12 protein-coding genes, 2 tRNA genes and 1 pseudogene are annotated in these 17,619 nt (G+C 53.9%); 2 read left to right on the top strand and 13 right to left on the bottom strand.

Going from position 1 to position 17,619, the window contains the following annotated elements; translation table 11 throughout:
• Window positions 1-38: 38 nt before the first annotated feature.
• From sucD to sdhC, 9 genes and pseudogenes are all read right to left on the bottom strand, one after another.
• Entirely contained in the window at window positions 39-911 is an 873-nt protein-coding gene (sucD, locus tag OM794_RS06070) for a succinate--CoA ligase subunit alpha (RefSeq protein WP_009287300.1), read from the bottom strand.
• Window positions 911-2,075: pseudogene (gene sucC, locus OM794_RS06065) on the bottom strand (ADP-forming succinate--CoA ligase subunit beta). The gene sucD and the pseudogene sucC overlap by 1 nt, the downstream one beginning before the upstream one ends.
• Before the next feature lie 179 nt (window positions 2,076-2,254).
• A complete protein-coding gene (gene lpdA, locus OM794_RS06060; protein WP_226248586.1) occupies window positions 2,255-3,694 on the bottom strand; it encodes a dihydrolipoyl dehydrogenase in 1,440 nt (479 codons plus the stop codon).
• A gap of 134 nt (window positions 3,695-3,828) precedes the next feature.
• On the bottom strand, window positions 3,829-5,424 hold the full coding sequence (gene odhB, locus OM794_RS06055; protein WP_226248584.1) for a 2-oxoglutarate dehydrogenase complex dihydrolipoyllysine-residue succinyltransferase: 1,596 nt from the start codon (window positions 5,422-5,424) through the stop codon (window positions 3,829-3,831).
• Between the two features lie 38 nt (window positions 5,425-5,462).
• Window positions 5,463-8,297 (bottom strand): 2-oxoglutarate dehydrogenase E1 component, encoded by a 2,835-nt coding sequence (locus OM794_RS06050; RefSeq protein WP_226248776.1) that lies wholly within the window; start codon window positions 8,295-8,297, stop codon window positions 5,463-5,465.
• A 348-nt stretch (window positions 8,298-8,645) separates the two neighbouring features.
• A complete protein-coding gene (locus OM794_RS06045) occupies window positions 8,646-9,356 on the bottom strand; it encodes a succinate dehydrogenase iron-sulfur subunit (protein ID WP_088701076.1) in 711 nt (236 codons plus the stop codon).
• A gap of 27 nt (window positions 9,357-9,383) precedes the next feature.
• Window positions 9,384-11,156 (bottom strand): succinate dehydrogenase flavoprotein subunit, encoded by a 1,773-nt coding sequence (sdhA, locus tag OM794_RS06040; RefSeq protein ID WP_088701075.1) that lies wholly within the window; start codon window positions 11,154-11,156, stop codon window positions 9,384-9,386.
• A 4-nt stretch (window positions 11,157-11,160) separates the two neighbouring features.
• Complete coding sequence (gene sdhD / locus OM794_RS06035) at window positions 11,161-11,508, bottom strand: succinate dehydrogenase, hydrophobic membrane anchor protein (protein WP_226248582.1); 348 nt, start codon at window positions 11,506-11,508, stop codon at window positions 11,161-11,163.
• On the bottom strand, window positions 11,502-11,879 hold the full coding sequence (sdhC, locus tag OM794_RS06030; protein ID WP_226248774.1) for a succinate dehydrogenase, cytochrome b556 subunit: 378 nt from the start codon (window positions 11,877-11,879) through the stop codon (window positions 11,502-11,504). Before sdhC ends, sdhD begins: the two co-directional genes overlap by 7 nt.
• A gap of 501 nt (window positions 11,880-12,380) precedes the next feature.
• Here sdhC and gltA point away from each other — a divergent pair.
• A complete protein-coding gene (gene gltA, locus OM794_RS06025) occupies window positions 12,381-13,667 on the top strand; it encodes a citrate synthase (RefSeq protein ID WP_226248580.1) in 1,287 nt (428 codons plus the stop codon).
• 623 nt (window positions 13,668-14,290) lie between these two features.
• On the opposite strand, the gene OM794_RS06020 is transcribed toward gltA, so the two are convergent.
• The 3 genes from OM794_RS06020 to gltX form a co-directional block, all read right to left on the bottom strand.
• A tRNA-Glu gene (locus OM794_RS06020) sits at window positions 14,291-14,366 on the bottom strand.
• A 70-nt stretch (window positions 14,367-14,436) separates the two neighbouring features.
• Window positions 14,437-14,512: transfer RNA gene (locus OM794_RS06015), tRNA-Ala, on the bottom strand.
• Window positions 14,513-14,657: 145 nt separating this feature from the next.
• The gene (gltX, locus tag OM794_RS06010; RefSeq protein WP_226248578.1) at window positions 14,658-16,142 is read right to left on the bottom strand and encodes a glutamate--tRNA ligase; all 1,485 of its coding nucleotides are present in this window, start codon (window positions 16,140-16,142) and stop codon (window positions 14,658-14,660) included.
• A 303-nt stretch (window positions 16,143-16,445) separates the two neighbouring features.
• Between gltX and OM794_RS06005 the strand changes: the two genes are divergently transcribed.
• On the top strand, window positions 16,446-16,970 hold the full coding sequence (locus OM794_RS06005; RefSeq protein ID WP_035563045.1) for a helix-turn-helix domain-containing protein: 525 nt from the start codon (window positions 16,446-16,448) through the stop codon (window positions 16,968-16,970).
• A 5-nt stretch (window positions 16,971-16,975) separates the two neighbouring features.
• Here OM794_RS06005 and OM794_RS06000 read toward each other — a convergent pair whose 3' ends face one another.
• Entirely contained in the window at window positions 16,976-17,572 is a 597-nt protein-coding gene (locus OM794_RS06000; RefSeq protein WP_226248576.1) for a hypothetical protein, read from the bottom strand.
• Window positions 17,573-17,619 lie beyond the last annotated feature (47 nt).

Raw genomic sequence — 17,619 nt, 5'->3', positions numbered from 1 at the left:
AGGGGCGCCCTTATCGCGTGCAGCTAAACGTCAGTGACTTACCAGCCAGTGACTTCTTTCAGCGCGTCGCCGATTTCCGCCAAAGAGCGCACGGTTTTAACACCGGCATCTTCAAGGGCAGCAAACTTCTCGTCAGCGGTGCCTTTACCGCCAGAGATGATCGCGCCCGCGTGGCCCATACGCTTGCCAGGAGGCGCAGTCACACCGGCAATGTAGGAAACCACTGGCTTGGAAACGTTGGCTTTGATGTAAGCCGCTGCTTCTTCTTCCGCCGTACCACCGATTTCACCAATCATGACGATGGCTTCGGTTTTCGGGTCTTTCTCGAACATCTCAAGGATGTCGATGAAGTTAGAGCCCGGAATCGGGTCGCCGCCGATGCCTACACAGGTAGACTGACCAAAACCGTGATCAGTGGTCTGCTTAACGGCTTCATAGGTCAAGGTACCAGAACGAGATACGATGCCTACGCGGCCCGGCTGGTGAATGTGACCCGGCATGATGCCGATTTTGCATTCGCCCGGCGTGATAACACCTGGGCAGTTGGGGCCGATCAGGCGTACGCCCAGCTCGTCGCACTTCACTTTGGCTTCGAGCATGTCTAGCGTGGCGATGCCTTCAGTGATGCACACAATCAGCTTGATACCGGCGTTGGCCGCTTCAAGGATTGAGTCTTTACAGAACGGCGCCGGTACGTAGATAACACTGGCTTCCGCGCCGGTTTTCGCTACCGCTTCTTTCACGGTGTTGAAAACGGGCAGACCGAGGTGCTCCTGGCCGCCTTTACCCGGCGTAACACCACCGACCATTTGCGTACCGTAGGCAATCGCCTGCTCGGAGTGGAACGTGCCTTGGCCACCGGTAAAGCCCTGGCAGATGACCTTGGTGTTCTTATCGATCAGGATGCTCATTACTTGCCCTCCGCCGCTTTAACGACCTGCTGAGCCGCGTCGGTCAGACTGGTAGCCGCGATAATATTCAGACCGCTAGACGCTAATTTCTCAGCCCCCAGCTCGGCGTTGTTACCTTCCAGACGTACGACAACCGGTACGTTGACACCCACTTGCTCAACGGCACCGATAATGCCTTCAGCAATCATGTCGCAACGTACGATACCGCCGAAAATGTTAACCAGAACGGCTTTCACATTGTCGTCAGAGAGGATGATCTTGAACGCTTCAGCCACGCGCTCCTTGGTGGCGCCGCCGCCTACATCCAGGAAGTTAGCGGGCTTGCCGCCGCTCAGGTTGACGATGTCCATGGTGCCCATGGCCAAGCCTGCGCCGTTAACCATGCAGCCGATGTTGCCATCAAGCGCGACATAGTTAAGCTCCCACTTCGCCGCATCGGCTTCGCGCTGATCTTCTTGCGAAGGATCACGCATCGCCTGCAGGTCGGGGTGACGGTACAACGCGTTGCTGTCTAGACCCAATTTGGCGTCGAGGCAGTGCAGATTGCCTTCGTCGGTCACAACCAGCGGGTTGATTTCCAATAGCGCTAGGTCTTTGTCGTGGAACAACTGAGACAGACCTAAGAAAATCTTGGTGAACTGCTTGATCTGGTCACCTTTCAGGCCCAGAGCAAAGGCCAGTTCACGCGCTTGGTACGGCTGTGCGCCGACCAGCGGATCGATTTCGGCTTTCAGAATCTTTTCCGGCGTCTCTTCTGCAACGGTCTCAATCTCTACACCACCTTCGGTAGAGGCCATGAAGACCACACGGCGGGTAGTACGGTCAACCACAGCACCGAGGTACAGTTCGTCGGCGATGTCGGTGCAGGTTTCAACAAAATTTTGGCCACCGGCTGACCTTTTTCGTCAGTCTGGAAGGTAACCAAGTTCTTACCCAGCCACTGCTCAGCAAAGGCTTTCGCTTCAGCCGGATCTTTAATCAGCTTAACGCCACCCGCTTTACCACGGCCACCGGCGTGCACCTGGGCTTTAACCACCCACATGTCACCACCGATTTTTTACACGCCTCTTCCGCTTCTTCGGGCGTGTCCACTGCAAAGCCTTTTGACACAGGTAGACCATAGTCGGCAAACAGCTGTTTACCTTGATACTCGTGAAGATTCATCGATTCATGCCATTGGTTGCATGTGACTCGAACGATGGCCCGTTTTCTTTTAAGAGCAGCCTTACAAGAACGGTCTTAAAAGAACGGGCCATCCCCGTTCTTTCGATCTTTGTGGATTAAGACAAAGCCGAAAGTTTGCGCCACCCTTAAAAGGTGGCGCTTCGTTGTTGCTTACTGAATTATTTACGCTTTTTGCGATTAGCCATATGAATAGCGTGGCCATCAACCGCAAGCGCTGCTTCATGAACAGCTTCCGACATGGTCGGATGCGCGTAGCAGGTCAGGGCCAGGTCTTCGGCGCTAGAGCCGAATTCCATGGCAATCACGCCCTGGGCAATCATCTCGCCAGCGTGCTGACCCACGATGTGCATACCGAGAATGCGGTCAGTTTCCGCATCGGCGATGATTTTGGCGCTGCCTTCGGTAGCGTTGTTCGCCATGGCACGGCCGCTGGCCGCGAAGGGGAAAGTGCCGGTTTTGACTTCAATTCCTTTTGCTTTGGCGTCCTGTTCAGTCATACCGACCCATGCCACTTCGGGGTAGGTGTAGATAACGCTCGGAATAGTGTCGTAGTTCATCTCGGCTTTATGGCCAGCGATGATATCGGCCACCATGATGCCCTCTTCAGACGCTTTGTGCGCCAGCATGGGACCGCGAACACAGTCACCAATGGCGTAAACGCCCGGGACATTGGTACGGCACTGGTCATCAACGAAGATAAAGCCACGCTCATCCAACTCGATACTGACACCGTCAGCGATGACGCCTTTGGTGTAGGGGCGACGGCCGACACAAACGATGAGCTTGTCGAAGGTCATCTCTTGTTCGCCGTTGGCATCGCTGTATTTCACAACGACTTCTTCGCCTTTGACTTCAGAACCGGTAACGCGAGCGCCCAATTTGATATCCAGACCCTGCTTCTTGAGCAGTTTCTGCGTCTCTTTGGCAACGGTGGCATCCACCATCGGCAGGAAGGAGTCCATGGCTTCAAGTACGGTGACTTCAGAGCCCAGACGGTTCCATACGCTGCCTAATTCAAGACCGATAATGCCGGCGCCAATCACACCCAAACGCTTAGGCGTTTCAGTGAATTCAAGGGCGCCGGTAGAGTCGACAATCAGGCCTTCGGTCAACGGGGTCGGCGGAATTTCCACCGGTACTGAGCCCGCCGCAATTACGATGTTCTCGGCATCATAGGTGGTGGTATTGCCGTCGTGGTCAGTGACTTCAACCTGCTTGCCAGACACCACTTTACCGGTACCTTCGATGGCGGTAACGCCATTGGCCTTGAACAAGCCTGAAATGCCGCCGGTCAAGTTCTTAACGATCTTGTCCTTACGCGCCATCATCTTGGTGACGTCCATGGAGACATCACCCGCCTGGATACCCATATCGTCGAAATCGTGCTTGGCTTCGACAAACTTATGCGACGCTTCAAGCAACGCTTTAGACGGGATACAACCTACGTTCAAGCAGGTGCCGCCGTGAACAACGTTGCCTTCTTTACCAATCCATTTTTCGACACAGGCCGCTTTTAGGCCCATTTGTGCAGCACGAATGGCGGCAACGTAACCACCAGGGCCGGCACCGATAACGATCACATCAAACTTATCAGCCATGTTGGCTCCTTTAGCTTGCTGGCCTCCCCCCGTATTGACTAAAACCGGGCGGGAGGCTGAGTGCGATTGCAGATAAATCCTGGTTAAGCAGTAGCGTATTGAATCACTATCTTTATCACTACGACACTTGTGCTTTAGACATCCAGCAGCAGACGAGCCGGGTCTTCCAGCAACTCTTTGAGAGTAACCAAGAATTGAACGGCGTCTTTGCCGTCGATCATACGGTGGTCATAAGAGAGCGCCAGATACATCATCGGGCGAATCTCGACCTTGCCGTTGACTGCCATCGGACGATCCTGGATTTTGTGCATGCCCAGAATGGCGGTTTGCGGCGGGTTGATGATCGGGGTCGACATCAACGAGCCAAAGGTGCCGCCATTGGTGATGGTAAAGGTGCCGCCGATCATGTCGTCCATGCCCAGCTTACCGTCACGACCACGCTTGCCGAAATCGACAATCTTGCGCTCGACGTCAGCAATTTTCATGCTGTCGGTGTCACGCAGTACCGGCACAACCAAACCACGGTCGGTGGATACGGCAACGCCGATATCCTGATAGCCGTGATAAACGATGTCGGTGCCGTCGATGGAGGCGTTAACGTCGGGGAATCGCTTGAGCGCTTCTGACGCCGCTTTGACAAAGAAGCCCATAAAGCCCAGCTTGATATCGTGAGCTTTTAAGAACGTCTCTTTGTACTGCGCGCGCAGAGCCATGATCTCGGTCATGTCCACTTCGTTATAAGTAGTCAACATCGCCGCCGTTTGCTGCGCCTGTACCAAGCGCTTGGCGATGGTCTGACGCAGGCGGCTCATCGGCACGCGCTTCTCAATGCGCTCACCCTCGGCAGCCGGTGCAGCAGCGGCTTTCGCCGGAGCAGCCGATTTCGCTGCTTTCTTGGCGGAGCCGTCTTTGACCGCTTTCTGAACGTCTTCTTTCAAGATGCGGCCACCTTTGCCGGTGCCCTCGATCTTGGCAACGTCCAGATCGTGCTCGGCGACCATTTTACGCGCGGCAGGGGCAAGGATTTTGCCACCCACTTTCTCGTCGGCGCCATCGTCATCGCTGCTGTCTGCTTTAGCAGGCGCTGAATCGCCGCCGCTTTCGCCACTACTGTCGCCACCTGCGCCTTCGGTGAAGGTCGCGAGAATCGCTTCTGATTCGACCTGGCTGCCCTCTTCGGCTTTAATTTCAGCCAGGGCGCCGTCGGCCGGTGCCACCACTTCCAGCACCACCTTGTCGGTTTCGATATCGGCCAGCACGTCATCACGCTTCACTGCTTCGCCGACTTTTTTGTGCCAGGTGGCTACGGTGCCTTCCTGAATTGACTCAGGGAAGCTGGGGGCTTTTACGTCGTGCTGCTTGCCGCCACCATTACCGCCGCCGCTGGCAGGCTTTTCTTGCTTCTCTTCAGACGCCTTAGCCTCAGGCTTCTCTTCGTTTTTTTCAGCGCTGTCATCGCCAGAAGATTTCTCTTCCTTGTCGCCAGACGCGCTGCCTTCACCGATTTTGCCCAGCACCTGCTCCGACTGAACGGTATCGCCCTCTTCGGCCATCACGTCAGTCAGGGTACCCGCTTCCGGTGCGACGACTTCCAACACCACTTTGTCGGTTTCGATCTCAACAATCAGCTCGTCACGCTCAACGCTGTCACCCGGCTTTTTATGCCACGCCGCCACTGTGCCTTCGGCAACGGATTCCGGAAAGGTTGGCGCTTTGATCTCAGTAGCCATGTCGTTTCCCTTATATATTCTCTAAATCCGGTGGCCGCTTATAAATTAAAAGCGTCTTCCACCAGCTGGCGCTGCTGTTCAGTATGGACGGACATATAGCCAGCTGCTGGGGCAGCAGAGGCAGGACGTCCGGCAAATTTCAACTCGCGACCGAGGCCATCATTAATCATATCGGCCACTGCACGCATATTGTGCTGACTGGAGTACCAAGCGCCCTGATTGAGCGGCTCTTCCTGACACCACACAATGTCCTCTACGTTGGTATAGTCTTGCAGCGCTTCCAGAAGCTCTTCTTTCGGGAAGGGGTAGAGCTGCTCCAGACGTAAGATTGCCGTGTCATGACGCTCATTCTCAGCGCGCCAAGCGGCTAAGTCGTAGTAGACCTTGCCAGCACATAGCACAACGCGGGTGACTTTCTCCGCCGCGAGATCTGCCTGGTCAGCGAGCACCATATGGAACTTGCCGTGGGCCAGATCTTCAAGGCTCGACGTCGCCTCTTTGTGACGCAGCAGTGATTTAGGTGTCATGACCACCAGCGGCTTGCGCAGCGGACGAATCACCTGACGACGCAGTAGATGGTAAATCTGCGCGGGCGTGGTCGGTACACAGACCTGCATATTGTGTTCAGCACACATTTGCAGGAAGCGCTCCAGACGTGCCGAAGAGTGTTCAGGGCCCTGGCCTTCATAGCCGTGTGGCAACAGCATGGTTAACCCACACACCCGGCCCCACTTCGTTTCACCCGAGGAGATGAACTGATCCACGACGACCTGGGCACCATTAAAGAAGTCACCAAACTGGGCTTCCCAAATCACCAAATCATTCGGCGCAGTGGTTGAGTAACCGTACTCAAATGCCAGTACCGCTTCTTCCGAAAGGAAGGAGTCATGGATGGTGAAACGCGGCTGACCGTCGGCCATGTTCTGTAGCGGAACATAAGTGGTGCCATCTTTCTGGTTGTGCACCACTGCATGACGGTGGGAGAACGTACCGCGACCCACGTCTTGCCCGGTAATCCGGATCGGATGGCCTTGATCAAGCAGCGTGGCGTAGGCCAGCGTTTCCGCAAAGCCCCAGTTAAGTGCCAAACCACCGGCCTGCATTTTACGCCGATCTTCATATATTTTGGCTACTTGGCGCTGCACTTCGACGCCATCCGGCACCTCGCACATACGCGCCGCCAACTGCTGCAGACGCTTCATATCAAAGGTCGTGTCGGCATCGCCCGACCATTCGTGGCCCAGATAAGGCGCCCAGTCAACGAACAGCGACGCATTAGGCTCTTGAACTAGCGCATTGGCAACGTGGTTGCCTGCCACCAGATCATCACGATAGGTTTCCACCATCGCTTTGGCGTCTTCTTCGGAGATCACACCCTGCTCAACCAAGCGCTTGGCATACAGCGTGCGCGCCGAAGGATGGTCTTTGATCTTGGCATACATCATCGGCTGCGTGCCTGACGGCTCATCAGCTTCGTTGTGGCCACGACGCCGGTAGCAGACCAAATCGATCACCACGTCTTTCTTAAACTGCTGACGGTAATCAAGGGCTACTTGGGTGGCGTGCAGCACTGCGTCCGGGTCATCGCCATTGACATGAAAAATAGGCGCTTGAACCATCTTGGCAATATCAGTGCAGTATTCGGTAGAGCGTGCATCCAGCGGATGCGAGGTGGTGAAGCCCACTTGGTTGTTAATCACAATGTGGACGGTGCCACCGGTTTTATAAGCTCGGGTCTGGGACATCTGGAATGTCTCCATCACCACGCCTTGACCGGCAAACGCTGCGTCGCCGTGGACGTTAATCGGCAGCACTTTGCTGCCCTCTTCGTCGTTACGGCGATCTTGGCGGGCACGCACCGAGCCCTCTACGACAGGCGCGACAATTTCCAGGTGCGATGGGTTAAACGACATCGCCAAATGGACTTCGCCGCCCGGCGACATGACGTTCGAACTGAAACCCTGATGATACTTCACATCACCTGAACCGCGCTCGATGACTTTCTTGCCGTCGAACTCATCAATCAAGTCAGCTGGGTTTTTACCCAAAATATTGACCAACAGGTTGAGTCGACCACGGTGCGCCATACCGATGACCACTTCCTTGGTGCCATAGCCGCCGGCACGTTGGATAAGTTCATCCATCATCGGCACAAACGATTCGCCGCCTTCCAGACCAAAACGCTTGGTACCTGGATACTTGGATGCCAGGTAATTCTCCAAACCTTCGGCGGCCGTCAAACGCTCCAGCACGTGCTTGCGCACATCGGCACTGAAGTCAGGCGCACTGCGTACCGACTCAAAACGCCGCTGTAACCAGCGTTTCTCTTCCGTATCGACGATATGCATGATTTCGCAGCCGATGGAGCGGCAGTATGTGCGCTCCAACGCGTCTACGATGTCACGTAGGGGCGCCTTGTCGATACCTAAAAAGAAAGAACCGGTTTGGAACTCGGTGTCCAGGTCAGCTTTTGAGAGCTGATGAAAGGACAGATCGAGGTCGGGGACGGGGGTGGGATTACGCAGTCCTAGCGGGTCGATATTGGCCTTTTGATGGCCACGGAAGCGGTAAGCGTTAATCAGTTGCAGGACTTTTACCTGCTTCTTGTTTTCACCGCTATCAGCAGCGGCGACTACACGGCCCGGGCGGCTTTCGCGCCCCAACTGGTAGAACTGATCACGCACGGGGCTAAGTGGAACATCGTGGGAGGCACTGCCCTCGGGACGCGGCAACTGGTCAAAATAGCTGCGCCATTCGTCAGGGACAGACTCAGGATCGGCGAGGTACTGCTCGTAAAGCGCTTCCACGTAGTGAACATTGCCGCCACTAACGTGAGAGGAACGCCACATCAACTCCATTATGCCTTGTTGCATCTCTCGGTCACCCTGCACTGATGGGGTGGTATCGGTATCGTCGCAAACGTGCGGCGACATCGCTATTGCCCTGCCGGCGGGGCGGGACATTTGCCGGCGGCGCGGCCAACGGCCGGAAACCCTGTTCGTCTAGCTATTCATCATCTAACGGTCGTACGGTGTTTCGTCTTCAATTCATGCTCGAAAGCCGGTACCTCAGGTACCGGCTTTCAAACTTGTCTGATCAGCGGTGCGACGTGAGGCCGCACCGCGTGACAAACCCTATGATAACAAGCGAAGCGCCATGATTTAAGTGGCATTATCACCCAACTTAAGTGGCAGACGCTTTTTTACTAATATGTCATAGGCTTAGGTAGCGTCAGCGAGTAACATTTCGCGAATTTTACCAATTGCACGGGTAGGGTTAAGGCCTTTTGGGCATACCGCTACACAGTTCATGATGCCACGGCAACGGAACACCGAGAACGGATCTTCCAGATTGCTCAGCCGCTCACTGGTGGCTGTGTCACGTGAATCGGCCAAAAAGCGGTATGACTGCAGCAAACCGGCCGGGCCAACAAACTTCTCTGGATTCCACCAGAAAGACGGGCAAGACGTTGAACAGCATGCGCATAGAATACACTCATACAAACCATCTAGCTTGTCGCGCTCTTCGGGCGATTGCAGACGCTCAATGGCAGGCGGTGGCGTGTCATTCTGCAGGTACGGCTGAATACGCTCGTACTGCTTATAGAACAGCCCCATATCCACGACCATATCGCGAATAACCGGCAGCCCTGGCAGCGGACGCAGAGTCAGCTTGTTGTTTTTGACAACGTCAGACAGCGGCGTGATGCACGCCAGGCCGTTTTTGCCGTTCATGTTCATGCCGTCAGAACCGCAGACGCCTTCACGGCAGCTACGACGAAACGCCAAACCGCTGTCTTGCTCCTTCATCATATGAAGAACATCCAGCACCATTACATCGCGGCCTTTGGTATCGACCTGAAACTCCTGCATGTAAGGTGCGGAGTCGGTTTCCGGATTGTAGCGGTATACGGATACCTGAAGATTGGACATAGTGACTCCCTCTCGTCTATGCGGCGTTTAGTAGGTACGAACCTTAGGCTCGAACGTATCAACAGTTTTCGGCTTGAAGTTAACGTCGCGCTTTTTCAGCTCTTTGGTAGCCGGGAAGAACAGCGAGTGCTTCAGCCAGTTGACGTCATCACGGTCTGGATAGTCGTAGCGCGAATGGGCGCCGCGGCTCTCTTTGCGCTCAAGGGCAGCGATCGCCGTCGCTTCTGCCACTTCCATCAAGTTATCAAGCTCTAACGCCTCTACACGGGCAGTGTTGAAGGCATTGGACTTGTCAGGCAGGTAAGCATTGGCGATGCGCTCACGCAGCAGCGCTAGCTTATCGACGCCTTCCAGCATGTTTTTCTCTTCGCGGAATACGCCGAAAGAGGTCTGCATAATTTCCTGAAGTTCAGCTTTCAGCTCAGGAATGCTTTCGCCACCCTCAGACTCGTTCCAGCGCGTGATCCGCTTCATGGCGAACTCGATATCAGACTCGGAAGCGTCCAGGTACTCGATGCCTTCGTTCAGCGCGCCTTCGATAAACATGCCGGCAGCACGCCCAAAGACCACCAGATCCAGCAGTGAGTTGCCGCCCAAGCGGTTGGCACCGTGAACAGATACACAGGCCGCCTCACCACAGGCAAACAGACCATTAACAATATGATCCTTACCGCTTTCATCCATGGTAATCGCTTGACCATGAATATTGGTCGGAATACCGCCCATCATGTAATGACAGGTCGGTACGACCGGAATCGGGTCTTTCGCCGGGTCGATATGCGCAAAGGTCTTAGAAAGCTCTACGATACCCGGCAGGCGCTTGCCAAGGACTTCTTCACCCAAGTGATCGAGCTTCAGGAAGACGTGGTCACCCTTCTCGCCGCAGCCGCGACCTTCGAGGATTTCCATGACCATGGAACGGGCAACAACGTCACGGCCGGCCAGATCTTTAGCATTCGGCGCATAACGCTCCATAAAGCGCTCGCCATCTTTATTGATCAGGTAGCCACCTTCACCGCGGCAGCCCTCTGTGACCAGCGTGCCCGCACCGTAAATCCCGGTTGGGTGGAACTGCCACATTTCCATATCCTGCATCGGGAAGCCCGCACGCAGCGCCATGCCGATGCCGTCACCGGTATTGATCAACGCATTGGTGGTCGAAGCGTAAATACGACCTGCACCACCAGTGGCTAATACAGTGGCCTTGGACTTAACGTGAACCACTTCGCCCGTCTCGATGCACATGGCAATACAGCCGACCACATCACCGCTGGCGTTTTTGACCAAATCCACCGCGTACCACTCATTGAGGAAAACGGTGTTGTTCTTCAGGTTGTTTTGGTAAAGCGTGTGCAGCAACGCGTGACCGGTACGGTCAGCCGCCGCACAGGTACGGGCCGCCTGGCCGCCTTCACCAAAGTTCTTCGACTGACCACCAAATGGGCGCTGATAGATACGGCCGTTGTCTAAACGCGAAAACGGCAAGCCCATGTGCTCAAGCTCAAATACCGCTTTCGGGCCTTCGGAACACATGTACTCGGCCGCGTCCTGGTCAGCGATATAGTCACCGCCCTTAACGGTGTCGTACATGTGCCAGCGCCAATCATCGTTGGGGTCATCGGACGCGATTGCACAGGTGATACCACCCTGAGCAGAAACGGTGTGAGAGCGGGTCGGGAACACTTTTGATAACACGGCCGTCTTTTTACCGGACTTTGCCAGTTCCAAAGCGGCTCGCAGGCCAGAGCCACCGCCACCAATGATAATGGCGTCAAACGTCAGGCTACGCAGATTAGACATGTAATCAAGCTCCCCACAAAATTTGAATGCCCCACACCAAGTACACGAAAATGCCCAGGATGATGACAGCTTGGACACCCACGCGCAGGCGAGTGGACTTGAGATAGTCGGTGGTGACGGTCCATAGACCGATCCAGGCGTGTGCGGCTATGGCGACAAACGCCAGTAGCGAGAAAATCCGCATCCACGTCTGGCTGAACAGGCCGCTCCACGCGTAGTAATCGAGGTTCGGATTAAACAGCAGGAAGGCAACAATAAAGACCGTGTAGAAGGCCAAAATAACAGCAGAAACGCGCTGCATCAGCCAGTCGGAAAGCCCGCTACGGCCAAAACTTGTAATGTTAGTTACCATATCCAAACTCCTGCCAGAATAATCAGAACGGCGCTGACCACGACGGTGATCTGCGCTTTTTTAACGCCACCCTCAAGGGTTACTCCTATGTCGGCATCCATCAGCAGGTGCTTGATACCTGCGACAAAGTGAAATGCCAGTGCAGATAACAGTCCCCAAGCAATCAACTTAGCCAAAAAATTATTGGCCAGTGCATCGCTAACGGCATCGAAACCCGCAGGAGATGACAAGGATTTACCCAGCGCCCAAAAAGCGAAGATCAGGCCAACGAACAGGATGACACCCGTGATGCGGTGTGTGATCGACGTCAGCGCCGGCAGTGGGAAATGTATCGTAGTAAGGTCTAGGTTTACGGGTCGTTTGCTATTCACGGCTTTGTACACACTCTCTTGGCCCGCTCTGCGACAGGTCGGGCATGGCCCGAGCGGGCGGTGGTTGCTGGAAGGGGCTCGGCCGTTGCCAAGTCGGGCACGACCACCTACCTGCCGGTCGCGCGCCGTGGATTATAAGAACCTTCGCCCTCGCTTACAAACCGAACTCAGGGCTAACTCGACTATGGTGCAAGAAAATTGTCTTCATCCTGAGTCGATTTTGCGCTGCAGCATGGTTATAGTGACAGTAGATTAGCAATTTGATAAGCCTGTTAACATATCATATAAGCCTATCGTCAATCTTCTGACGCTTCGCCATCATGTAGGCTTTTTCATCATATACAAAAATTATTCACAACAACAATATTTGTACAACCTGTAGCTAGCGCATAGGCTAATTGACAAAATGTCGCACACTTCTATAGTGGGCAAGCCTTTTCGCCGGCGCGGTATGCGCAGCAATGACTTTACGTCCCAACCCGAATTCGAAAGGAGGCCAGCATGGCTGACAGGAAAGCGACATTGACGGTAGACGGTTTGGATAAACCGATCGAGCTACCCATGTATTCCGGCACACTTGGCCCCGACGTCATCGACGTACGCGGTTTAGGCGCTGAAGGCCTGTTCACCTACGACCCCGGCTTTATGGCCACCTCTTCCTGCCAGTCTGCCATCACCTACATTGATGGTGGCAAGGGCGTACTGCTTCACCGCGGCTACCCCATTGATCAGCTGGCTAAAGAGTCTAATTTCGTTGAGGTATGCTACACCCTGCTATTTGGTGAGCTCCCCAACGACGAGCAGTATGCGGATTTTGAATCGCGTATTCGTAACCACACCATGGTTCACGATCAAATCAATAACTTCTTTAAAGGGTTCCGCCGCGACGCGCACCCGATGTCTATCTTGTGCGGTGTAGTAGGTGGCTTAGCCGCTTTCTACCATGACCACATGGACATCACTCAAGAAGAAGATCGTGTGATCAGCGCGATTCGCCTGATTGCCAAAATGCCTACGCTAGCGGCCATGTCGCACAAATATAATGTCGGCCAGCCCTTTAACTACCCGCGCAATGACCTGAGCTATGCAGAGAACTTCCTCTACATGATGTTCAGCAATCCGTGCGAGGAGTACAAAATCAACCCGGTATACGCGAAAGCCATGGATCGCATCTTTATGCTGCATGCGGATCACGAGCAAAACGCCTCTACCTCGACAGTACGCCTGGCAGGCTCTACCGGCGCCAACCCATTCGCTTGTATTAGCGCAGGTATCGCGGCGCTCTGGGGTCCCGCTCACGGCGGCGCCAACGAAGCCGTGCTGGCCATGCTTGACGAAATCGGCGAAGACTCCGAAGAGAACATCCAACGCTTTGTCGATAAAGCCAAGGATAAGGATGATCCGTTCAAGCTGATGGGCTTTGGTCACCGCGTTTATCGCAACTTTGACCCGCGCGCCAAGGTAATGAAAGAGACCTGCGACGAAGTGCTTGCTGAGCTTGGCATGGCCGACGACCCGCAGCTCAAAATTGCTAAGCGTCTTGAGCAGATTGCCTTAGAAGACGAGTACTTCATTGAGCGCAAGCTGTACCCGAACGTGGATTTCTACTCAGGCATCATTTTGAAAGCCATGGGTATCCCAACCAATATGTTCACCGTGATCTTCGCGGTATCGCGCACCATTGGCTGGATCTCGCATTGGCACGAAATGCTCAGCGAAAGCTACAAAATTGGTCGCCCGCGTCAGCTCTATATTGGCCACGACCAGCGGGACTATCCAAAAAAATAATTCATCCCCGTTAGATAGTACGATCAAAGGCCACCTTCGGGTGGCCTTTTGCGTATGGGCTGATTAACGCTCTGGCTCATAGGCCAGCAACGCGCCATCGTACGCGCTCGCGCCAATTACCAACCTACCAAGATGCCTTGAGCGCGCCCTTCTCGTAGAGGCCACCCCTTTTCCTTTCTGAGCTCAGGCTGCTGCGATAGCCAGATGCACCATCGAAGGCCTTCAAAAACACCTAATTCGACCCTATTATCGCTTGACTTTTTTGCTTCTGGATCTTGTTCAGGGTTTTCCACACTATCTGTGGATAACCCTGTTCACAACCACTTCAAAACGTCCCGAAATCGCCATGGACAGTGGGCCAGCCTTAAATTGGTCATTTTTTAACCTGTGTTAAGTTGTTGTTTTTAAAAGATTTAAGTTCTGTTAAAGATTTTTTTGCGTCAACAACAAGGGGTTGTGCACAACCTTTAAGCCAGAATCGCAAAAGTGGACAAGTCAAGCACAAAATCGTCCAAAATTAGCCGATTTTTGCTTTTTTTTGCGAATGACAGGAATGCAAAAAGCCAGCATATGAGAGAACTCATTGCCAGGGAAATAAACAATTAGGAAGGGTAAACGAGTAGTGGCGTCCCATAGGGGGTTCGAACCCCTGTTACCGCCGTGAAAGGGCGGTGTCCTAGACCACTAGACGAATGGGACGTGTAACACTCACTATATGCCTTCTTGAGCTGCTATCCACACGCTACCATTAGTAGGTAGCCATATGAATTGGTGGAGCCTAGCGGGATCGAACCGCTGACCTCAACACTGCCAGTGTTGCGCTCTCCCAGCTGAGCTAAGGCCCCACATGTCGCGAAGACGGAGCGTATAATACTGATTCCGCTGACCTTCGTCAACTGCAAAAACGCCAATTTCCTAAGAGAAGAAATTGGCGCTAATACTATACCAATTGCGGTTAGCCGATTTTACTAAACAATTTTACAAACTATTTCACGAAGGGACTTCACGAAACTCTTTTTCAAAGCGCTTGGCCTGTTTTTTGGAGACGCCGCCTAAGATCTCTATTGCACTGCGCAGGCGCGCCCGGGTTACGTCTGACCCCAGAATCGCCATGGCATCCATCACCGAGGTACTGGACGTGCTGCCGGTAATGGCAATAAACACCGGTGCAAGGAAAACCTTCATTTTTAAATCAAAATGCTCAGCAAGTATCTTCACTTCGCTCAGCAGCGCCTCTTTGTGCCAAGCAGAAACGCCCTCGAACCGCCAAACAAGGAACTGGAGCAGTTTAACCAGTTCCTCTTCCTCAAGCTTTACACTATCAAACGACGCTTTTGTCAGCGCAGGAAGGCCCGAAAAGAAGTGCCCTGCCAGTGGCATTACCTGGGAGAGCGTTTCTACCCGTGGCCGCACCTGGGGCAGTATCTGCTTAACGTAGGCTTCATTGAAAGCCCAGTCGCGAAGAGCACGCAACAATGCGTCGTCGTCCAGGTCTTCGCGAATGTACACACCGTTAAGCCAAGTCAGCTTCTCCAGATCAAACACCGGGCCACCTAGCGAGACACGCTGCACGTCGAACGCTGCCATCATCTCTTGCAAGCTGAATTTTTCGCGCTCATCGGGCATCGACCACCCCATTCGCCCCAAATAGTTGGTAACAGCCTGGGGTAAAAAACCCATTCGACGGTAGTAATTGATGGAGGTTGGGTTCTTGCGCTTAGAGAGCTTGGATTTATCCGGGTTACGCAGCAGCGGCATGTGACAAAGTTGCGGCATTTCCCAACCAAAATACTCATACAGCAGTTGGTGTTTAGGTGCTGAATTAATCCACTCCTCCCCACGTAATACATGGGTAATTTCCATCAAGTGGTCATCAACAACATTAGCTAAATGGTAGGTGGGCATACCGTCTGACTTGAGCAGGATTTGTGCATCTACCTGCGCCCACTCTACTTCGATAGTGCCACGCAGCATGTCGTTAACTACACACACGCCTTCTGCGGGTACGTTCATACGCACCACATAAGGCCAACCTTCCTGCTCCCGACGTGATTGCTCTTGGCTATCCAGCGCCAAATCAGCTGGCTTCAATGCCAAATGCAGGCCCGCTGCTTTGCGGGCTTCGCGCAGTTCATCCAGCTCTTCGCTGGTGCGGTAACATTTAAAGGCATGACCCGCATCCAACAATTGCTGGGCGTATTGGGCATAAATATCGCCCCGCTCGCTTTGCCGATAAGGGCCGTGGGGGCCACCAATATCCGGGCCTTCATCCCACTCAAGCCCCAACCAACGCAGCGAATCGAGAATCATCTGCTCCGACTCAGGCGTAGAGCGCACTCGATCCGTGTCTTCAATGCGCAGAATAAATTGGCCACCATGCTGACGCGCAAAACAGAGGTTAAAAAGCGCGATGTAAGCCGTACCAACGTGGGGGTCTCCAGTGGGAGAAGGTGCGATGCGAGTACGTACGGTCATGAAAACGTCCTATTGGCAAAAATGCATGGCAATATTATACGCACCTTAGGCGCAACCAACAGCGTTGCCCAGGGAACAACTAGCTCAAGAAAGCGTCAGAGAAATTAACTCAACGTTATTTGTCCACTAATGCGCGCTAAAGCACAATCGCTTAGTATGGCTCTGCAGCAAAACCTTGGGCGCATACCCCAAGCTTGAGACAGACCAATAACGTATGTTCATAGCGCCACTATCTATATTAGTAAATATTATTATAGTGGAAGTCATTCAACGAGCATTTTCGCTCATTATCAGGAAGACGAAATGGAATCGCTAGGCTCACGTATCAAGCAACTGCGGCTTAGGGCCAAGCTCAACAAAGCTGCCCTTGCGCGCAAAGTTGGCGTGTCAGATGTCACCATTTCATATTGGGAATCTGGGGCGATCAAACAGATCGGTCACGAACGCCTTGTGGCGCTCGCTGATGCCCTGGACTGCTCCCTGGCAACTCTGTTGGAAGGTGATAGCGCACCCGAGCTATTAACGTTGACTCATACCGGCCCCCTCCCCTGGGAACAGGTACAGGCAACGACCATTAAAGTGCCCAGTCATCTCCCGCTCAACATTGACTGGAAAGCACCCTGTGTGATGGCAACACCTGGCCAAGGTACAGATTTTTCGCCCGTTAACGCGGGTGATCTATTGCTACTCGGGCCGACCCATGTGTTTCACAAGGCGGGCCACTATGTAGTGCAACGAGACGATCGTTTCGTCATTGAGCACTTCGCCAAGGCCCCAAGCGACACATCGATTCATGCAGTACTGTTAGCCCATTGGCATCCTGCCTAAAGCGTCTACCTCCCCGGACTCTCTAGCACCTCCACCTGGTCACGCGTTTGCCTTGGCTCACTCCCCACCAAGAAGCGACGTGAGTAGGTGGCCACTTGGCCCAGCCCATGGCGGGATTGTCTAACCAACTCTCCTGCCAGGTGCTGGCCCTGGTGGCCAATAAGGGTCTGAACAGCTTCCGGCTGTACGCTACCTTCGGAAACGTCAACCCTCACTATATAGCCACCATCGGGCAAGCCACTACCAGGGCCAAATGGCCCCGCAGCAAACATGCCATCGCCTACTCGTGTTCGCTCGCGCCAACGCACGCTGCTAATCTCTCGCTCGACAATCACCTGTACCAGTGTTCCGTCTGGTAAGTTGCTTTCGCCTTCCACCATTAAACGCCGGTCGCTACGCAGCGAGACATGCGCCATTATCTCGACGACAAGTGGCGCCACTTCTTCCGTTTCAGCCACTGCTATCTCGGCGGCTGACGGTTCAGGTGATGAGATTTGTTCTGCGGTTGCCGCCGACTCATTCGGTGCGTCTGTTTCACCACAGCCTGCCAGTAGCGCAGCGGATACCATCAACACGCCAACACTGCTTATTACATTGCGCATACGAACTCCGAAATATTACTTGTTCTGCAGCTTACCACTGCATTGCC

The organism is Halomonas sp. BDJS001 (assembly GCF_026104355.1).
In the GTDB taxonomy this organism is placed as follows: Bacteria; Pseudomonadota; Gammaproteobacteria; order Pseudomonadales; family Halomonadaceae; genus Vreelandella.
This window is presented reverse-complemented; position numbering and strand designations above follow the sequence as displayed.